Below are 17,191 nucleotides of genomic sequence, written 5' to 3'. Positions count from 1 at the left end.
CCGTCGCTCCGGACGTCGCGTCGCACCCATGAAGAATGCAGTTCTGCTTCCGGTCATAGTGGCGACAGTCCTCGTTCTGGCCATCGCGTCTCTTTTCGTCGGCGGCTACGACATCACTGTGGAGACGTTGCTGAACGACGCGCACGCGCGCGAGATGTTCCTGATCTCGAGAGTGCCGAGGACGTTGGCGCTCATTTTCGCTGCGATGGCGATGAGTGTCTCTGGCGTCATCATGCAGATGGTCACCCAGAACAAATTCGTCGAGCCCACCACGGCGGGAACTGCTCAATGGGCCGGGCTCGGTGTGCTGTTCACTCTGATCGTTCTTCCGGAGGCCGATCCTATGGCGAAGATGATCATCGCCACCGTATTCGCCTTGTTGGGAACCATCATCTTCATCGCTGTGCTTCGCAGGCTCTCGGTGCGGTCGACGCTGATCGTGCCGCTGGTAGGCATCATGCTCGGTGCCGTCGTCAGTGCCGTCACCACATTCTTGGCAGGGACTTTCGATCTCCTGCAGTCGATGTCGACATGGCGGTCCGGTGGCTTCAGCAGTGTCGTACGGGGCTTCTACGAGCCGCTGTGGGCGGTGCTCATCATCGCGATATTGGCGTTCGTGCTGGCCAACAGGTTCACCGTCGCCGGGCTCGGAAAGGATTTGGCCACCAATGTGGGGCTTCGGTACGAGCAGATCGTGTTCATCGGAGTCATCATGGTCGCCGTGGCGACGGGAGTCACGACGGTGGTCGTCGGCTTCATTCCGTTTCTCGGCCTGATCGTGCCCAATCTGGTGTCGATGTTGCTCGGGGACGATGTGCACAAGAATCTGCCGTGGGTGGCACTGGTGGGTGCCGGATTGCTGCTGGCCTGCGACCTCGTCGGCCGCGTGGTGGTGGCACCGATGGAAATACCCGCTTCGGTGGTTCTCGGAGTCGTCGGGGCCATCGTGTTCATCACTCTCATAGTGAGGCAGCGTCGCCATGTCAGTGCTTGAGGGGCGCAGAGGATTGCGACCGATGGGTCCGCCGGCCTACGGCAAGAACCGCCCGCGGTTCACGCCGACGGTGCGGCTCGTTCTACTGTCGGTCGTCCTCGCCATCGCCGTGGTGTGCTTTTTGTTCCTATTCGTCCGCGGATCCTTCGCGTTCGCCTTTCCTCGGCGGTTGAACATGTTGGGAGCCATGGCCGTTGCTGCATTCACCCACGGCCTGGGCACCGTCGTTTTCCATACCGTGACCAACAACCGAATACTCACGCCCTCGATCATCGGGTTCGATTCCCTCTACGTGTTGATGCAAACGCTGACCGTGTTCTTCTTCGGTGGCACAGCTATCGCCAACACCGAGGGAATTCCGAAGTTGTTGGCACAGACGGCGCTGATGGTCGCGCTCGCGACGATCCTGTACCGGTGGATGTTCTCGGGCAAACTCGGCAGCCTGTTCCTGATGCTTCTGGTCGGCGTGGTGATCGGCCTGGCCTTCGATTCCATGTCGACCTTTCTGCAGAGGTTGCTGTCGCCGACCGAATACGACATGTTGTCGGTGAAACTGTTCGGTCGGCTCAGCGCGGTGAAAGGGGACTATCTTCCTCTGGCCTTCGCGGTCTGCCTCTTCGCCGGGGTGATCCTGTGGAAGCGGCGTCACCATCTCGACGCGCTACTTCTGGGTCGCGAGGCAGCGATGGGTCTCGGCGTCTCGTACAAGCGTGAGCTCACGATGATGCTGGTACTCATTGCGCTTCTCGTCGCCTTTTCGACCGCCCTGGTCGGACCCATGACGTTCTTCGGGTTCGTCGTTGCCACACTGGCCTACCAGCTCGCAGGCAGCTACCGACACGTCTTCGTGTTGCCCATGGCTTTCCTGCTCGGCATGCTGACCCTGGTGCTGGGGCAATTCGTCATGCAGCACATCTTCTACGCAGGTGGATTCCTCACCGTCATCATCGAATTCGTGGGCGGCATTCTGTTCATCGGCATGATTCTTCGTAAAGGCACACTGTGATCGATTTTCGAGATGTCACCAAGTCGTATCGGGACCATACTGTCCTGGGGCCGGTGACCGGCACCATCGCCGATGGCGGAATCACGGCACTGGTCGGCCCCAACGGCGCGGGAAAGTCCACTCTGCTCACCGTGATAGGTCGACTGCTCGACCCGACGACGGGAGTTGTCACCGTCGGTGGCCGCGACGTCCGTACCACCAAATCTGCAGACCTGGCCAAACACCTGTCGATCCTGCGGCAGGAAAACCACATCACGGCGCGCTTGACCGTACGCGAGCTCGTCGGGTTCGGACGATTTCCGCATTCGAAGGGACGGCTCGGGCCGGACGACATCGAATACGTCGACCAAGCATTGGAATTCCTCAACCTGGGCCCGCTTGCCGACCGATTTCTCGATCAGTTGTCCGGAGGTCAGCGCCAACGTGCCTTCGTGGCGATGGTTTTGGCACAGGACACGAAGTACGTCCTGCTGGACGAGCCGTTGAACAATCTCGACATGAAGCACTCTGTTCTGATGATGCGACAATTGCGCAGAGCTGCGGACGAACTCGGCAAGACGATCGTCCTGATCGTGCACGACATCAATTTTGCGGCCGCCTACTCCGATCGCATCATTGCCCTGCGCGACGGCGTCATTGTCACTTCGGGAACCGCTGAGGACATGATGCAGGACGATGTGCTCACCGACGTTTTCGATACGCCGGTACGGGTGCACGTGATCGAAGGGCAACCCACGGCCGTTTACGTTCGCTGAGCGAGTCGGCCTCCTAACGGGTTCGGGCGGACCGCGCACAAGACAGAACCGGTGCGCCGCGTCGACTGGTTACAGGTCCAGGGTGAGAACTGTCGATCTGCACCTCGAGACGCAGATCATCATGGATCTTCCCTGCGCCTGCTCGTCGGCGGTCAACACACTGTCCCGGTGATCGGGCTGCCCGCCGACGACCGCAGTCTCGCAGGTTCCGCAGGTGCCCTGTCGGCACGATGACAAGACGCCTGCTCCGTGTTCGTTGACGACGTCGAGGATCGAGCGATCCTTGTCGACGTGCACAGTCGTGCCGGAACGGGCGAGCACCACATCGAAGCCGGTGTCGACATCTGCGGTGAGTGTTTTCGGAGCGAAGCGTTCGGTGTGCAAGGTCAGCCGGTGGTCGTCGCAGGTGGACTGCAATGCGTCGAGCAACGCTCCGGGTCCGCACGCCAGTACTGCCGTGTCGTCGTCGGCCCCGGTGAGGAAGCCTGCCAGGTCGAGATGTCCGTACTGGTCCTGCGGCCGGATCACGACCTTGTCGCCGTAGGATGCGAGACGGTCGAGGAAAGCCATCGACGCTGCCGAGCGCCCGCCGTACAGCAAAGTCCATGAGGCTCTGCGGCGTTCGAGTTCTTCGATCATGGGCAAGATGGGAGTGATGCCTATTCCGCCGGCGACGAGTCGGTACGACGGCGCGTCGGGAATGTGGAAGTGATTGCGGGGACCACGAACTCGGATGGTCTGACCGGCCATGAGCTTGTCGTGCACAAGCGCTGATCCGCCACGCGAGGCCGGCTCACGCAGCACCGAGACCGTCCACGTCAGCTCGGACGGCGACCCGCACAACGAGTATTGGCGAACGAGTTCGTCGGTGAGACACAGGTCGATGTGCGCACCCGCTTTCCAGCTGGGTAGCTCGACCCCGTTTGGGGCCGAGAATTGCACCGAAACAATGCCTTCGGCTACATCGGTGATCGAGTCCACGAGAAGCTCGGCCTCCCACTGAGTGCCACGCGGCGCTTGTCCGGCGTCAGGCACGCTCTGCGCAGTCGGATGGACGATCGGCCATGTGCTGATGGACTCGACGTCGGTGCTGTTGAGCGCGTCCCAGGTTCGGCGTTGGAACATCGAGATGGTCGACTCGCAGTTCCTCATCAATCGGCCTTGGGTGACCGCTCCGGAGTCGTAGCCGGCCTGCTGCGCTGTGACGACCGTTTTGTCCTCGTCGAAGGTTTTGTCGTAGATGTCGAGCCATTTCGCCAAGGCGTCCGGGTCCGTACCCGGTTTGACGAAGGCGTCCACGACGAAACGGCTCGAGTGAGATCCCACAGGCACTGTGCGCGCCACCATTCCGACGAAGTCGTCGACCGACATGATGCTGACCGGCCACAGGTAGAGCATCCGGAATCCGTCGAGGTCGGTCGCGTCGGCGAGCTGTTCGGTCATTTCGGTGACTGGAGCGATCTGGAAGGCAGCGTTTCCGAATTCGGTTGTGAGATAGTCTTGTTTGGCCGTTTCGAACGCTGTGGCGTAGGTCGTCTCGTGGACCAGTGGGCAGTGATAGCACTCGAGGGCGTTCTCGGTGAACAATTTCCAGTTGGCGGGAATGTCGTAGGTGAAGGTGCCCGCGTGGTCCCAGTCGGCGAAATTCAGCTGAAGTTCGTCGAGCCGATCGGCGGCCTGACCCAAGAATTCGCGCAGCGGTGCGGCCGTGGCGTCGGGGTTGGCGAAGACGAATCCGTTGATGGTGCCTACCGAGACGGGCCGCAGACCCAGAGTCTGCCGGTCGAAAGCATCCTCGTCCTGCAGGCCCGGGGCCGAACGGAGCGACCCATCATGGGTATAGGTCCAGCCGTGGTACCGGCACTGGAGCAGCGCGGAGCAGCCTGCTCCTTCGGCGACCGGATGCAGGCGGTGTCGACACACATTCACGTGACCGTGTAGCGCCCCGTCTTTGTCCCGAACGATGACCACCGGGATGTCGCCGAGTTGTGCTGTCAGATACGAACCAGACTCAGTGAGGTCCTTCTCCCTGCCGACGTACTGCCACGACTGGGCGAAAATCCGTTTCTTCTCTGTGGCGTAGACCGCGGGGTCGGAGTACAGAGATGCCGGCAGCTGCCAGCCTGCATCGAGAGATTCGCCGACGCGGTCGGTGTCGTTGACGGTCACATCGGTCATCGGTGCTCTTTCGTCGGTGGCGACGGTCGCGTCCATGAGCTGCTGCCAGGCCATGGACGCGACATCGTCGGTGAACTAGGTTGCTGCGCTGATTAATCGAATGATTCCGGTCCAGCCGATTTGTTCACGCGATGGTTCGGGAGCCGGGCATGTCCTCGGAGGGTTCGCGCAACCGCAGAGGACTGCGGTCTTGGACCACGCGGCGATAGACGAACAGGACGACGCCGACGAGGAGGAGTCCTACGCCGAGAAACACCTCCTTGAAGCTACCCACGTAGCTCAGACCCGGGTTGAGCACGCCCACCACGAGGATCACGATGTTGAACGTTGCGACGATGACGGCGATCGGGATCCATGCGCGCGAAAGTTCGATCGGGCGCGGCCACTGCGGCCGGTCGCGACGGAGGAGCAAGAAGGCGATGACGGCGAGCGTGATGGCCAGGATGTATCCGAGGTTGCTGGCGATGAGGATTGCAACCGGATTGCCGATGAACAAGAGGATAGCCAGGTTGACGGCCATGGTGGCCCACAGCGCCCGGCTGGGTACGCCGCGGCTGTTGAGCTGATCGAGCTGGGAGATCGACATCTTTTCCGCCGACAGCCCGTACAGAGCGCGGCCGGCATCGGCGGACGAGGAGATCATGCTCAGAAATAGTGCGCCGCACAGGATTACGGTGATCAAACCGGACAGTCCGCCGGAGATGTGTCCGATACTGACGATGCCGTAGGTGATCGGGTTGTTCGCAAACTCCTCTCCGGTCAGCTGACCGGATGTCGCCAGAGGCACGATGGTGTACGCACCGACCATGAAGAGAGCGATCGAGGTCAGCGCACGCGAAGTGTCCTTGCTGGTGTCGCGGTATTCGGGCGCGAAGATGGCGCACAGTTCGGAACCGTAGATCGCCCAGGCGGACACGTACATCCAGACCACGAATGCGGTCCAGTTTCCGTCGAGGTACGAGCTCAGGTTGGCGCTGGACCACTGGCCGGATGCAAAAGGTCCTATTGCCAGGGTGAGCAGAACGAGTACGAAAGCGACCCCGATTACCTGGTTGAATCTCAATGCGACACGGATTCCGAGCACATTGAGCGCGGTGCAGGCGATCACAGCGCCGGCAGATATCAAGTGCGGCAGACCGAACGCAACACTTCCGAGTGTGAACAGCGTCCAACTGTTACCAGCAAACCACTGGGCGGTGATCAATTGGCCGATGGTGAGCCCGACAAGCGCGAGGACCAGCGCCCATCCACACCAATAGCCGACTGCTGCGATCGGCGCGATGGGTGTGAAGTATCGCTTCCAGCCTTCGGCGGCGAACATCGCCACACCACCGGGCTTGTCGCCGAACATCGATGCCATCTCGGAAAAGAGTTTGTTCTGGCACAGGGCGACGACCGAGAGGATCAGACAGATGGCGATGGCGGGAATTGCGCCGATGGCCCCGATGGCATAGCCGACCGAAATGAACAGCCCGTTCGCGATAGGTAGGGCGAGCATGAAGCCGTCGTACCAGCGAAGGGTTTTGGGTGGTTGCGAGTTGGTGGCGACAGGTGTGGAGGGGAGTGGCTCTGCGGACATGATGGCCTCGATGTGTGGGTGGGTGAGATGAATGGGTCAGAGCGGGCTGACAGCACCTTCGGGCATGTCTGTCACTTCGAGTTCGACGTTGCCGAGCAGTTCGGCCATCGAAAGGAAGGCGGGTAGATTCTCGGCGTCGGCATTGGCGGCATCGGCCGCCTCACGGGTCTCGTAGATCCATACGTCCACCCAGGTTCCGTCGGACTTCCTGCTACACAACGGAACCGACCACAGTGCGGGATGGGCAGCCTTGACTTCCCGGATTGCGGCGGTGCGTCGTCCGAGGAAAGTGTCGACGTCGTCGTCTGCGACGGTGAAGGAGACGATTTCAGCGCAGTAGCTCATGCCAGTGCTTCTTTCAGTTCGGTGTGGATGGTGCGTGCTGTGTGGAGTCCCGATTCGATTGCGCCGTCGATGAATCCGGCCCAGCCGCGTGCGTAGTCGGAACCGGCGAACCGGACGCGGCGAGTGGTGTCGCGTGCGGCGCCGCCGACAGCGTCGAGCTGGTTGGGTGCGAGCATGGGCCAGGTTTCCCCGGAGAGAGGATCGGCAGCCCAATCGTGCGCGTCTACTGCGACAACCTCGATGTCCGGACGCCACTTGCGCAGCTCGGCCTCGACGGCGCGAGGATCGTTCAGATCGATCAGGCCGGTGCGTGGTCCGAACGCGACGATGAGGCTGTCGCCCTCGAAGGGATACTCGTACTGAACGAAGTTGAGAACGGCGTCGCTGTCGGCCAACGCGGCGAATCTGCCGACCTCGCCCTTGACTCGGACCCAGACCTTGACCCCGGTCGATGCTTGCCCTTCGGCGGCGACCGACGTCAACGAGTTGTCCAGCGGGGGAGTCACCGCGATCGAGTTCACGATGTTGAGTGGAACCGTCACGATCACTCTGGCCGCGCGTAGTTGCGTTCCATCGGCCGTGGTGACGGTGACGCCGTCCCCGGTCTCGTCGATTGCTGTGACCATGGTGTCGAGGCGGATGTCGGCACCCTGGGCATCCAATGCGATCGCGTCCAGTAGTGATTTGGTTCCGCGAGCGAATTTGTATGTGGCACATGCTTCGAACATGAGCTTCCAGTCACCGCCGGCAAGTGCGCACCACCGGAGGGCCTGCGTGTAGGCACCGCGTGACGGGTCGCCGCTGAAGTTCAGCGACCACATCCCGTCGAGAAGTGCCCGACCGACGGGGTCGAGATCGAGGTCTTCGATCTTGTCTCTGATGCTGACAGCATCGAGTGCTTTCAGCTCGTCGGAGAGGGGGTAGTAGTCGTGGGGCTGGGGAATAAGCGATCGCGCCTCGGCGAGAACGGCGGTCATGGACGTGTCGAGCAGGTCCAACATGTGCTCTGCGCTGCCGGTTTCGATGCGGTCGCCTACTCGCCAGTACGCGTTGTCCAGTTCCGGACTGGAAATCAGATCGAGACCGTACCTGGTGATTTCGGCCCAGACGTGCGGCTGAATCCAATGCACCCACGTACCGCCGAGGTCGAGTTCCCTGCCCAACGCGGTGTCCCGGGTCCAGGTGCGTCCACCCAGCCGACCACGTGCTTCGAGCACGGTCGTGCGCACGCCGCGCTGAGTGAGTTCGCGGGCGGCGGTGATGCCCGCGAACCCACCGCCGATAACGACGACGTCGGTGTCGAATGTCATGAGAATCCTCGTGATCTGTAGTGAGCGATGTGCGAGAGGTTGGGGGCTTGGCCTGCGATGGAGCGGCCGCCGGGCAGCGAACCGGTCATATGACCAGTTGTGATCGATAGCACATACTCTGCACTATGTGACCTAAACTGGTCAAGTGGCAAGCCGGGTCGATTTCGAGTGACGGGCATACTTGCGTACAGCAAAAGGGACATTGCTGACTCGACCGACTCGATATTGGAAGTGCAGGCGCAGGAATGAGTGTTGCCGAGACTCCGCGCGAGCGACCGTCGCCCAGGTATGGCGAGGGGCGACTGGCGTTACTGGGAGCGACCGTGCAGGTGGTGGCAGACCAGGGACTGCGAAATTTGACGTACCGCGCAGTCGCGCGTGAGGCGGGGATGTCGCACGGTTCTGTGGATCATCATTTCGGAAGCCGTGACGCGTTGTTGGAAGAGGCGCTGCGGTATTCGTTGAACCGAACGGTCACCTCGATCAGCACCCGCCCCGGCAGTGGAGACTTGGATGCGGTTTTCGAGGGGTTGTGCGCCATGGTCGAAGACAATCCCGCAGACCAGGCATTCCAGTACGAACTGATTCTGGAGGGACGACGCAGACCCGAGCTGAGGCCGCATGTGGAAGCCATCTACCAGGCGTACGTCACGGGCATTCAGCGTGAACTCGAGTGCGCGGGTCTCGAGCACGATATTGCTTTGGGGCACTTGGTGTACGCAGCAGCGGACGGCTTGGTGTTCAACCAGATCACTATCGGCAACGCGGACATGACAGAACGTGCGCTTGCCCATCTGCGTGAGTTGCTCGCGTCTGCAAAGGTCTCCACGGATCCGCCGCGCACATCGGATTAGATTCCGAATCCGGCGTTCGTTCCGGCGCCATCGCACCGTGAGCGCAGCTGTTTCGAAAGCCGCAGGTTTCGACGACCCCGGAGCCGAAATCCGCTCGTCGACGATGAGTGGCGAAGGGGGACAACGCCATCGGCGTGCTCTGTAAAGCACGCCGATGGCGTCCGATCATCCGTTGATGACCTGGGGTGCCGAGACCGATTTGAGTCCCTCGACTCCGAACTCCAGCCCGTAGCCGGACATCTTGATGCCGCCGAACGGCACCATCGGGTGCACGCCGCCATGGCTGTTGATCCACACCGTGCCGGCTTGAATTCGGGCAGCAATCTTTCGCGCTGCATCGCGGTCGGAACTCCACACCGAAGCTCCGAGTCCGACATCGAGCCCGTTGGCGAGTTCGATTGCCTCGTCGACCGTTTCGTATCGAACGATGGGCAATGCGGGTCCGAACTGCTCCTCGGTCACCAGAGCGTTGTCGTTGTCGATGTTCGACACCAAAGTCGTGGGGTAGAAGTGTCCGGGGGTATCGGCGTCCGGGTTGCCACCGACCAGCATGGTGGCCCCGGATTCCCTCGCACGCTCGACAAGATTCGCGACGATGTCGTACTGCGCCTTGTTCTGCAGCGGTCCGAGCACGTTGTCCTCGTCGAGGCCACGGCCCATCGGCATCGCCTCGGCGACTGCCGCGAGTTCGGTGCAGACGGCGTCGTAGACGTCGGTGTGCACGTACAGGCGCTTGAGTGCGGCGCAAGTCTGTCCGGTGTTGATGAAGGCTCCCCAGAACAGATCTTGCGCAATGGCTTTGGGGTCGACATCCGGCAACACGATACCGGCGTCGTTACCGCCGAGCTCGAGGGTGAGTCGCTTGACCGTGTCGGCAGAGCTCTTGATGATCGCCTGGCCGGTACGGGTGGATCCGGTGAACATCAGCTTGTCGATGTCGGGGTGCGACGACAGGCGTGCGCCCAGGTCTCCGTCGCCGGCGACGACGTTCAGTACATCCTGGGGCAGCGCGGAGTTGATGACCTGGGCGAGCGCCAGCACACTCAAGGGGGTGTACTCCGACGGCTTGACGACGGTGGTGTTCCCCATCCGCAGTGCGGGCGCGATCTGCCAGACGGTGATCATCATCGGCCAGTTCCACGGTCCGATCGCCCCGACGACTCCGAGCGGACGGTAGTACATTTCGGCGTTGCCGTCGTCGCCGTCGAGGAGGGTGCGGCCGGGGAGCTCGGTTGCCGCGGTGGCGCGCAGCCAGTTGGCACACGCACCGACCTCGAACCGCGCATTGGGTCCGTTGAGCGGCTTGCCTTGTTCACGTGAAAGCAATTCCGCGAGAGGCTCGGTGGCAGCATCGATGGCATCGGCTGCCTGGAGGAGGCGAGCTTTGCGGTCATCGTCGTCGAGTGCCGCCCAGGCGGGTTGCGCTGCTTTCGCGCGGGCAATGGCGGCGTCGAGCACCTCGACACCCTGCACTGGGGCTTTCCCGACGACGTCCCCGGTTGCCGGGTCGAGGATCTCGCGTCCGTTCGGATCGGTGATCTCGCTGAGAAGCGAATCGAATGTGATGGTCACTGTCTGTCCTTTCGGGCGGCGAACTGAGGTGGGGGGATCAGTAGCTGGCGCGAGCGTTGTGCGCCGATGGATCGATGTAGCGCTGAGCGAGGGCCTCGGAACCCCGTGCCAAGATGGCGGCGTCGGCACCGACGAGCAGGAACCGAGCGCCGTCCTGTGTATACGAATCGGCACGATCGGGGTCGAACGCGTTGACTCCGAACGGTTTTCCAGTGGAGGCGATCGCCGTGAACGCATCGTTCACTGCGGCCACGACCTCGGGATGGTTCTGTTGGCCGAGCAGACCCATCGACGCGGACAGGTCGCTGGGGCCGACGAACACTCCGTCGATGCCCGGTGTTTCCGCGATCGCCGCCGCGTTGGATACCCCTTCGGCCGTCTCGATCTGGACGAACACCGATACGTGATCGGCTGCGTTCGCAAGATAGCCCTCGACCCGATTCCAACGCGCAGACCGTGCCAGCGCACTGCCGACGCCGCGTCGCCCCTCAGGTGGGTACTGGGCTGCGGCGGCCACCTCGCGCGCTTGCTCGGCAGTCGAGATCATCGGGACCAGAATGTTCTGAGCACCCAGGTCCAAGACCTGCTTGATGATCACCGCGTCGGCGACAGGTACTCGCACGACCGGTGTCACAGGGTAGCCGGAGACCGCATAAAGCTGGGCGAGAACGGATTCCAGCCCGTTGGGTGCGTGCTCCATGTCGATGAGCACCCAGTCCAGGCCCGAGCCGGCCATGATCTCGGCGGCCACCGGCGAACCGGTGGTGATCCAGCCGCCGTACAGCGGCCGGCCCGCTTCCGCCAACGCATCCCGAAAGGTCTTGTTCAGTCGAAGCGGCATGAGATCGTTCCCATCGGTCCATAGTCGGCGAGCACACTGTCTCCCTGGTGCACCCACATCGGTCGGGTGAACGAGCCGGCCAACACGATTTCCCCGGCCTCGAGCCGGTCGCCGTGCTGAAAAAGCTTGTTGGCCAACCATGCCACGCCGGTCGCAGGGTGGTTGAGCACTGCGGCGGCAACGCCGGACTCCTCGATCGTCTCGTTGCGGTAGAGCAGCGCCGAGATCCACCGCATGTCCACAGCCGACGGGTCCGTCGGGTTGCCGCCGTATACGAGCCCGCCCAGTGCAGCGTTGTCACTGATCGTGTCGACGATGGTGCGGTCCTCCATCTCGATCCGTGAGCTGAGGATCTCGAGCGCCGGTACGACGTACTCCGTTGCCTTCAGAACGTCGAAGATCGTCGCCGTCGGACCGGCGAGTGGACTCCCGAGAACGAAGGCGAGCTCGACCTCGATGCGCACATTGGAGAAGCGGCCGTGCTCGATCACCGAGCCGTTGTCGAAAACCTGATCGTCGAAGATCGCACCGTAATCGGGCTCGGTGATGCCGGTCGCCACCTGCATCACCTTGCTCGTCAAGCCGATCTTGCGGCCGACCAAGCGTCGACCGGACTCGACCTTGCGTCGACGCCATTCGTTCTGTACCGCGTACGAATCCTCGAAGGTCATGTCGGGATAGCGTGCCGTGAGCCGCGGAATCATCGTCCGCGTCCGTTCCGCTTCTTCGAGTTGGTCGGCAATGGCCGTGATGGTGTTCGGGGGGAGCATGATTCTCCTGTGCCGTAGAGGAATGAGTCGTTACTACAGCTGTGCGCCGAGCTTGAACTCGCCCTTCTTCCAATCCGGCATCTCGTCGGTGTCCTCTTTACGGGTGTACGAGAATCCGTCCGCGCCGATGGTGACGGCCATTTCGGAGTCGTCGGTTCGCGCGATCACCGGCTTCGGGTTGCCGTCGAGATCCAGCACGATCGAGGCGTCGGTGTACCAGCTGGGGACCACCGGGGTGCCCCACCAGTCGCGGCGCTGGTTGTCGTGGACGTCCCAGGTGACGACCGGGTTGTCGGGATCGCCGGTGTAGTAGTCCTGGGTGTAGATTTCGATGCGGTGCCCGTCCGGGTCACGCAGGTAGAGGTAGAAGGCGTTCGAGACCCCGTGGCGTCCCGGTCCTCGCTCGATGTGGTCGGACATCCTTAGTGAGCCGAGCTTGTCGCAGATAGCGATGATGTTGTGCTTCTCGTGGGTGGCGAACGCGACGTGGTGCATCCGAGGTCCGTCCCCCCCGGTCATGGCGGTGTCGTGCACGGTGGACTTGCGACGCATCCACGCCGCGTACGTCGTGCCGGCCTCGTCCTGAATATCCTCTGTGACGCGGAATCCGAGATCTTCCATGTACGCCACTGCGCGAGGGACGTCGGGAGTCACCTGGTTGAAGTGGTCCAGGCGCACCAGTGCACCGGGGGTGTACAGGTGGTAGTGCCAGGCGAGCCGCTCGACGTGCTCGACATCGTAGAAGAACTCGTACGGGAATCCGAGGGGATCCTCGACGCGGACCGAATCACCGATTCCCTTGTTGTACCCGTTGGGGTTTCGCTCCACACGGCAGCCGAGTTCGGTGTAGAACGCGACGGCCTTGTCGAGATCCTCCGGGCTGCGTACCCGGTAGGAGAAGGCTGCTACGCCGGCAACCGGTCCCTTGCGTAGGACGAGGTTGTGGTGAATGAACTCTTCGAAGGAACGAAGGTAGACGGTGTTCTCGTCTTCCTCGGTCACGACGAGGTCGAGCACGTCGACGTAGAACTTGCGTGAACGCTCGAGGTCGGTGACAACCAATTCCATGTAGGCGCAACGCAGTACGTCCGGGGGAGTGGCCTGCGGGGTGGGGACCGGGTTGTCCGAGCGGATGGGGCTGCTTCGGGTTACCACGGGCTCGGGGGCATCGGGGGTGATGGTCATGTCATGGTCCTTGTCGGAAGGTGGGGCGATCAGTGCTTGTCTGAATCGGCTTTGCCGAAGGTCGGGTTGTGCACCTCGCCGAGCGTGATGTGCACGGCCTGCTGCTGGGTGTAGAAGTCGATGGAGCGGTAGCCGCCCTCGTGGCCGAGCCCCGAAGCTTTGACGCCACCGAACGGGGTGCGTAGGTCGCGGACGTTGTTGGAGTTGAGCCACACCATGCCGGCATCGATGGCCTGGGCGAAGTTGTGCGAGCGCTTGAGGTCGTTGGTCCAGACGTATGCTGCGAGACCGTATTTGACACCGTTCGCCAGTTCGAGAGCTTCGTCGTCGGTGTCGAACGGGGTGATCGCCACGACCGGTCCGAAGATCTCCTCCTGGAAGATGCGGGCATCGGGTGCGACATCGGCGAACACCGTCGGGGTCACGAAGTTGCCCTGATCGAAGCCTTCGGCCCGGCCGCCGCCGGCAACCAGGCGCGCTTCGGTCTTACCGATCTCGATGTAGCTCATCACCTTGTCGTAGTGCTCCGGGTGGACCAGTGCACCGACCTCGGTCGCGGGATCGTGCGGGAAGCCAACCTTCACGCGCTTGGCTTGTGCTGCATAGCGTTCGACGAATTCGTCGTAGATGGACCGTTCGACGAGGATGCGACTTCCCGCGGTGCAGCGTTCGCCGTTGAGCGAGAACACACCGAAGATCGTGGCGTCCACTGCGGCGTCGAGATCGGCATCGGCGAACACGATGGCCGGGCTTTTTCCGCCCAGTTCCATCGACAGGCCCTTGAGGAAGGGCGCGGCGTTGCCGAAAATGAGCTGACCCGTGCTGGACTCACCGGTGAAGGAGATCAAGGGAACGTCGGGATGCTTGACCAAGGCGTCGCCTGCGTCTTCACCGAGGCCGTTGACGAGGTTGAACACACCCTCGGGGAGGCCGGCCTCCTCGAAGATGCCCGCCCACAACGATGCCGACAGCGGAGTGAACTCGGCGGGCTTGAGGACGACGGTGTTGCCGGTGGCCAGTGCGGGGCCAAGCTTCCACGATTCGAGCATGAACGGGGTGTTCCACGGGGTGATCAGGCCGGCGACGCCGATCGGGGTGCGGTTGACGTAGTTGATCTGCCGTCCGGGGACCTTGTAGGTGTCGTCTGCCTGAGCGACGATGAGGTCGGCGAAGAACCGGAAATTCTCGGCGGCGCGGCGAGCCTGACCCAGCGCCTGGGTGATGGGCAGGCCGGAGTCGAAGGATTCCAGTTCGGCCAGGCGCGCGTCGCGTGATTCGACGATGTCGGCGATGCGGTGCAGGATCCGGGAGCGCTCGCGCGGCAGCATCCGCGGCCAGGGGCCGTCCTTGAACGCCTTCTTGGCGGCTTCGACGGCGCGGTCGATGTCGGCCTTCTTACCGGCGGCGGCCTGCAGGTAGACCTCGTTGGACACCGGGTCGAGAACGTCGAAGGTATCGCCGTCGATCGAATCGACGAACGCGCCGCCGATGTAGTGCTGGATTCTGCTGGGCAGGTCTGCCGGAGTGTGGCGTTGTGTTTGTTCGGCAACGGTATCGGTCATGAATGCTCCAAGGTCGGGATCGAGAGATCGGTCTGATCAGTAGGCCGGTAGGCCGATGGTTTCGTCGGGGTGCTCGTGTACGAGGTAGGCGTCGAGCGTTGCGGAGCGGTGTCGTCTAGCAGCCTTTTCGATCTCGCCGAGCGGTGCACCGATTTCGATGAGCCGCACGATGTTCTCGTGCTCGTGCACCGATTCGCGTGCGCGACCGGGAACGAATGCGAACGTCGACGCTCGAAGGTGACCGAGGCGGCCCCACTCGGCTTCGACAAGCGTCAGCATTCGCGGGTTCACGCATTTCGCGAACAGGATCTGATGAAACTCCTTGTTCAACGAGGTGAACAGGTGCGGATCGAAATGGTCGAGGGACTCGATCATGCGTTCGTTCACCGCACGTGCTCTCCGAATGTCGTCCTCCGACAGTCGGCGCGCCGCCATCGCTGTGGCAGCGCCCTCGAGAATGCTCAAACTCTGCATGCTGTAGCGGTATTGAGTGTCGTCCACCATCGATACGTGGGCACCGACATTGCGCTCGAAGGTCACCAGGCCTTCCGCTTCGAGTTGGCGGATCGCCTCACGTACCGGAACAACACTCATGTCGAGATCCTTCGCGATCGAGCCGAGGACCAGCCGATAGCCGGGTGTGTACTCCTGGCGAGCGATTCGGTCCTTGACGTAGTGGTAGGCCGCCTGTGATTTGCTCTGTGTCACCGGGTAACTCCCTGGCTCTGACGCCACTGCTCGTACTTGCGTTTCCACTCCGCGTTCGGAGGGAAGAGTCCGTCGAGGGGGTGCCCGGCAGCCACCTGCTCGGCCACCCACGCGTCCTGGTCCTCTTGGGCGAGCGCCTCGTCGACGACTTCCTCGGCCAACGCAGGCGGAATCACGATGACGCCGTCGCTGTCGCCGACGATGACGTCGCCGGGCTGTACCGTCGCTCCGCCGCACGCGACAGTCAGGTCGAAATCCCAGGGGACGTGGCGGCGGCCGAGCACGGCGGGGTGGGCGGTCGCGGCGAACACCGGTAGACCGATCTCGGCTACTGCATCGCGATCGCGGACTCCTCCGTCGGTGACGACGCCGACGGCGCCGCGGGACCGCGCACGTAGCGCGAGGATATCGCCCAGGGTGCCGGACCCGAGTTCGCCGCGTGCCTCGATGACGATGATCTCGCCGTCGTTCACGGCGTCGAATGCACGTTTCTGCGCGTTGTATCCACCGCCGTGGGTTACGAACAGATCTTCGCGATTGGGCACGAATCGCAGGGTTCGCGCTGTTCCGACGATCTTGTCGCCGGTAGTCAAGGCGCGTACACCCTCGATCGACACGTTGTTCAGCCCACGTTTGCGGAGTTGGGCAGACAGTCCCGCCACCGGTACCCGGGTGAGTTTGTCTCGCAGCTCGGGGCTCAAACCGGTTGCAGGTGGGGTGATTCCGGCTGCTTCGGCCGAACCCCACGCGTCTTCGCGCTGAGCGTCGTCCGCGGCCGGCAGAGAACCGAGCGCACTGTCGAAGGCGACCTCACCCTCAGTCACGGTGGTGACGAGGCGACCGGATGTGGCCTTGTCGTCGATCGAGCTGACCTCGACTTCGACGACGTCGCCGGGCACGACGACCGAGGAGCCGGCTGGTGTGCCGGTGAGGATTACGTCGCCGGGTTCGAGGGTGAAGTGCTGCGACAGGTCGGCAATCAGCTGGGGCAGCGTGAAGATCAGGCCGGCCGTGGTGTCGTCCTGGGCCACGGTTCCGTTGACCCATGTCCGGATTCGCAGCGCAACGGGATCGACCGACCGGGCGTCGATGACGTCGGGTCCGAGGGGGGTGTAGCCGTCTCCGCCCTTGGAACGGACGTTGGATCCCTTGTCGTTGGTGCGCAGGTCGTAGAGACCGAAGTCGTTGGCGGCCGTGACGCCCGAGACGTGACTCCAGGCGTCCTCTACCGACACCCAGCGTGTCGACGCCCCGATGATCACGGCGATTTCGCCCTCGAAAGCGAGAAGTTCGGTGCCGGCGGGCCGCTCGATGGTCTCGCCCGTGAATGCCACGGAGCTCGACGGCTTGAGGAAGTAGGACGGATGAGCGGGTCGACGTCCCCGCTGATCGGCTCGCGATGCATAGCTCAGATGTACAGCGACAATTTTTCCGGGCCTGGTCAGTGAGGTGTTCGATCCGATGCCGGCAGCATCGTGACTCTCGGTCTTCATGTTCCTCCTCGATAGCGACCCTTGCATCATATCTCAGAT

General features: G+C 62.6%; 15 protein-coding genes. 4 read left to right on the top strand and 11 right to left on the bottom strand.

The window, feature by feature from the left end:
* The first annotated feature begins 28 nt into the window (after nucleotides 1–28).
* From ACIGGF_RS19870 to ACIGGF_RS19860, 3 genes are read left to right on the top strand one after another with little or no spacing between them, the layout of a single operon-like run.
* Entirely contained in the window at nucleotides 29–994 is a 966-nt protein-coding gene (locus ACIGGF_RS19870; protein ID WP_397522882.1) for an ABC transporter permease, read from the top strand.
* A gap of 22 nt (nucleotides 995–1,016) precedes the next feature.
* Complete coding sequence (locus tag ACIGGF_RS19865) at nucleotides 1,017–2,000, top strand: iron chelate uptake ABC transporter family permease subunit (protein WP_397522881.1); 984 nt, start codon at nucleotides 1,017–1,019, stop codon at nucleotides 1,998–2,000.
* Nucleotides 1,997–2,755 carry an ABC transporter ATP-binding protein gene (locus ACIGGF_RS19860; protein WP_397522880.1) on the top strand — a complete coding sequence of 253 codons (759 nt, stop codon included), beginning with the start codon at nucleotides 1,997–1,999 and terminating at the stop codon, nucleotides 2,753–2,755. Before ACIGGF_RS19865 ends, ACIGGF_RS19860 begins: the two co-directional genes overlap by 4 nt.
* 69 nt (nucleotides 2,756–2,824) lie before the next feature.
* Here ACIGGF_RS19860 and ACIGGF_RS19855 read toward each other — a convergent pair whose 3' ends face one another.
* The 4 genes from ACIGGF_RS19855 to ACIGGF_RS19840 all read right to left on the bottom strand — a co-directional run bounded on the left by ACIGGF_RS19855 (nucleotide 2,825) and on the right by ACIGGF_RS19840 (nucleotide 8,167).
* Nucleotides 2,825–4,987, bottom strand: a complete 2,163-nt coding sequence (locus tag ACIGGF_RS19855) for an SRPBCC family protein (protein WP_397522879.1) — start codon at nucleotides 4,985–4,987, stop codon at nucleotides 2,825–2,827.
* Between the two features lie 70 nt (nucleotides 4,988–5,057).
* Nucleotides 5,058–6,512 carry an APC family permease gene (locus ACIGGF_RS19850; protein WP_397522878.1) on the bottom strand — a complete coding sequence of 485 codons (1,455 nt, stop codon included), beginning with the start codon at nucleotides 6,510–6,512 and terminating at the stop codon, nucleotides 5,058–5,060.
* A gap of 36 nt (nucleotides 6,513–6,548) precedes the next feature.
* Nucleotides 6,549–6,857 (bottom strand): hypothetical protein, encoded by a 309-nt coding sequence (locus tag ACIGGF_RS19845; protein WP_397522877.1) that lies wholly within the window; start codon nucleotides 6,855–6,857, stop codon nucleotides 6,549–6,551.
* The gene (locus ACIGGF_RS19840) at nucleotides 6,854–8,167 is read right to left on the bottom strand and encodes a flavin monoamine oxidase family protein (RefSeq protein ID WP_397522876.1); all 1,314 of its coding nucleotides are present in this window, start codon (nucleotides 8,165–8,167) and stop codon (nucleotides 6,854–6,856) included. The genes ACIGGF_RS19845 and ACIGGF_RS19840 overlap by 4 nt, the downstream gene beginning before the upstream one ends.
* Before the next feature lie 245 nt (nucleotides 8,168–8,412).
* Between ACIGGF_RS19840 and ACIGGF_RS19835 the strand changes: the two genes are divergently transcribed.
* Nucleotides 8,413–9,021, top strand: a complete 609-nt coding sequence (locus ACIGGF_RS19835; RefSeq protein WP_397522875.1) for a TetR/AcrR family transcriptional regulator — start codon at nucleotides 8,413–8,415, stop codon at nucleotides 9,019–9,021.
* Nucleotides 9,022–9,186: 165 nt separating this feature from the next.
* On the opposite strand, the gene ACIGGF_RS19830 is transcribed toward ACIGGF_RS19835, so the two are convergent.
* Genes ACIGGF_RS19830 through ACIGGF_RS19800 form a run of 7 tightly spaced genes read right to left on the bottom strand, consistent with a single transcriptional unit; the run spans nucleotide 9,187 to nucleotide 17,152 of the window.
* On the bottom strand, nucleotides 9,187–10,593 hold the full coding sequence (locus tag ACIGGF_RS19830) for an aldehyde dehydrogenase family protein (RefSeq protein ID WP_397522874.1): 1,407 nt from the start codon (nucleotides 10,591–10,593) through the stop codon (nucleotides 9,187–9,189).
* A gap of 37 nt (nucleotides 10,594–10,630) precedes the next feature.
* Nucleotides 10,631–11,434 carry an HpcH/HpaI aldolase/citrate lyase family protein gene (locus ACIGGF_RS19825; RefSeq protein WP_397522873.1) on the bottom strand — a complete coding sequence of 268 codons (804 nt, stop codon included), beginning with the start codon at nucleotides 11,432–11,434 and terminating at the stop codon, nucleotides 10,631–10,633.
* Nucleotides 11,419–12,204, bottom strand: coding sequence for a 2-oxo-hept-4-ene-1,7-dioate hydratase (hpaH, locus tag ACIGGF_RS19820; RefSeq protein WP_397522872.1), 786 nt, complete (start codon nucleotides 12,202–12,204; stop codon nucleotides 11,419–11,421). The genes ACIGGF_RS19825 and hpaH overlap by 16 nt, the downstream gene beginning before the upstream one ends.
* 33 nt (nucleotides 12,205–12,237) lie before the next feature.
* A complete protein-coding gene (gene hpaD, locus ACIGGF_RS19815; protein ID WP_397522871.1) occupies nucleotides 12,238–13,389 on the bottom strand; it encodes a 3,4-dihydroxyphenylacetate 2,3-dioxygenase in 1,152 nt (383 codons plus the stop codon).
* Nucleotides 13,390–13,418: 29 nt separating this feature from the next.
* Entirely contained in the window at nucleotides 13,419–14,951 is a 1,533-nt protein-coding gene (hpaE, locus tag ACIGGF_RS19810; protein ID WP_397522870.1) for a 5-carboxymethyl-2-hydroxymuconate semialdehyde dehydrogenase, read from the bottom strand.
* A gap of 36 nt (nucleotides 14,952–14,987) precedes the next feature.
* Nucleotides 14,988–15,659, bottom strand: coding sequence for a GntR family transcriptional regulator (locus tag ACIGGF_RS19805; protein WP_397522869.1), 672 nt, complete (start codon nucleotides 15,657–15,659; stop codon nucleotides 14,988–14,990).
* On the bottom strand, nucleotides 15,656–17,152 hold the full coding sequence (locus tag ACIGGF_RS19800; RefSeq protein ID WP_397522868.1) for a fumarylacetoacetate hydrolase family protein: 1,497 nt from the start codon (nucleotides 17,150–17,152) through the stop codon (nucleotides 15,656–15,658). The genes ACIGGF_RS19805 and ACIGGF_RS19800 overlap by 4 nt, the downstream gene beginning before the upstream one ends.
* Between the last annotated feature and the right edge of the window lie 39 nt (nucleotides 17,153–17,191).

The organism is Rhodococcus sp. NPDC078407 (assembly GCF_044542515.1).
Taxonomy (GTDB): domain Bacteria; phylum Actinomycetota; class Actinomycetes; order Mycobacteriales; family Mycobacteriaceae; genus Rhodococcoides.
This window is presented reverse-complemented; position numbering and strand designations above follow the sequence as displayed.

What these genes read in the sequence shown, in the direction of transcription:
- ACIGGF_RS19870 (WP_397522882.1), top strand. Translation starts at nt 29, where the DNA reads ATGAAGAATGCAGTTCTGCTTCCGGTCATAGTGGCGACAGTCCTCGTT.
- ACIGGF_RS19865 (WP_397522881.1), top strand. Translation starts at nt 1,017, where the DNA reads ATGGGTCCGCCGGCCTACGGCAAGAACCGCCCGCGGTTCACGCCGACG.
- ACIGGF_RS19855 (WP_397522879.1), bottom strand. Translation starts at nt 4,987, where the DNA reads ATGGCCTGGCAGCAGCTCATGGACGCGACCGTCGCCACCGACGAAAGA.
- ACIGGF_RS19850 (WP_397522878.1), bottom strand. Translation starts at nt 6,512, where the DNA reads ATGTCCGCAGAGCCACTCCCCTCCACACCTGTCGCCACCAACTCGCAA.
- ACIGGF_RS19845 (WP_397522877.1), bottom strand. Translation starts at nt 6,857, where the DNA reads ATGAGCTACTGCGCTGAAATCGTCTCCTTCACCGTCGCAGACGACGAC.
- ACIGGF_RS19840 (WP_397522876.1), bottom strand. Translation starts at nt 8,167, where the DNA reads ATGACATTCGACACCGACGTCGTCGTTATCGGCGGTGGGTTCGCGGGC.
- ACIGGF_RS19835 (WP_397522875.1), top strand. Translation starts at nt 8,413, where the DNA reads ATGAGTGTTGCCGAGACTCCGCGCGAGCGACCGTCGCCCAGGTATGGC.
- ACIGGF_RS19825 (WP_397522873.1), bottom strand. Translation starts at nt 11,434, where the DNA reads ATGCCGCTTCGACTGAACAAGACCTTTCGGGATGCGTTGGCGGAAGCG.
- hpaH (WP_397522872.1), bottom strand. Translation starts at nt 12,204, where the DNA reads ATGCTCCCCCCGAACACCATCACGGCCATTGCCGACCAACTCGAAGAA.
- hpaD (WP_397522871.1), bottom strand. Translation starts at nt 13,389, where the DNA reads ATGACCATCACCCCCGATGCCCCCGAGCCCGTGGTAACCCGAAGCAGC.
- hpaE (WP_397522870.1), bottom strand. Translation starts at nt 14,951, where the DNA reads ATGACCGATACCGTTGCCGAACAAACACAACGCCACACTCCGGCAGAC.
- ACIGGF_RS19800 (WP_397522868.1), bottom strand. Translation starts at nt 17,152, where the DNA reads ATGAAGACCGAGAGTCACGATGCTGCCGGCATCGGATCGAACACCTCA.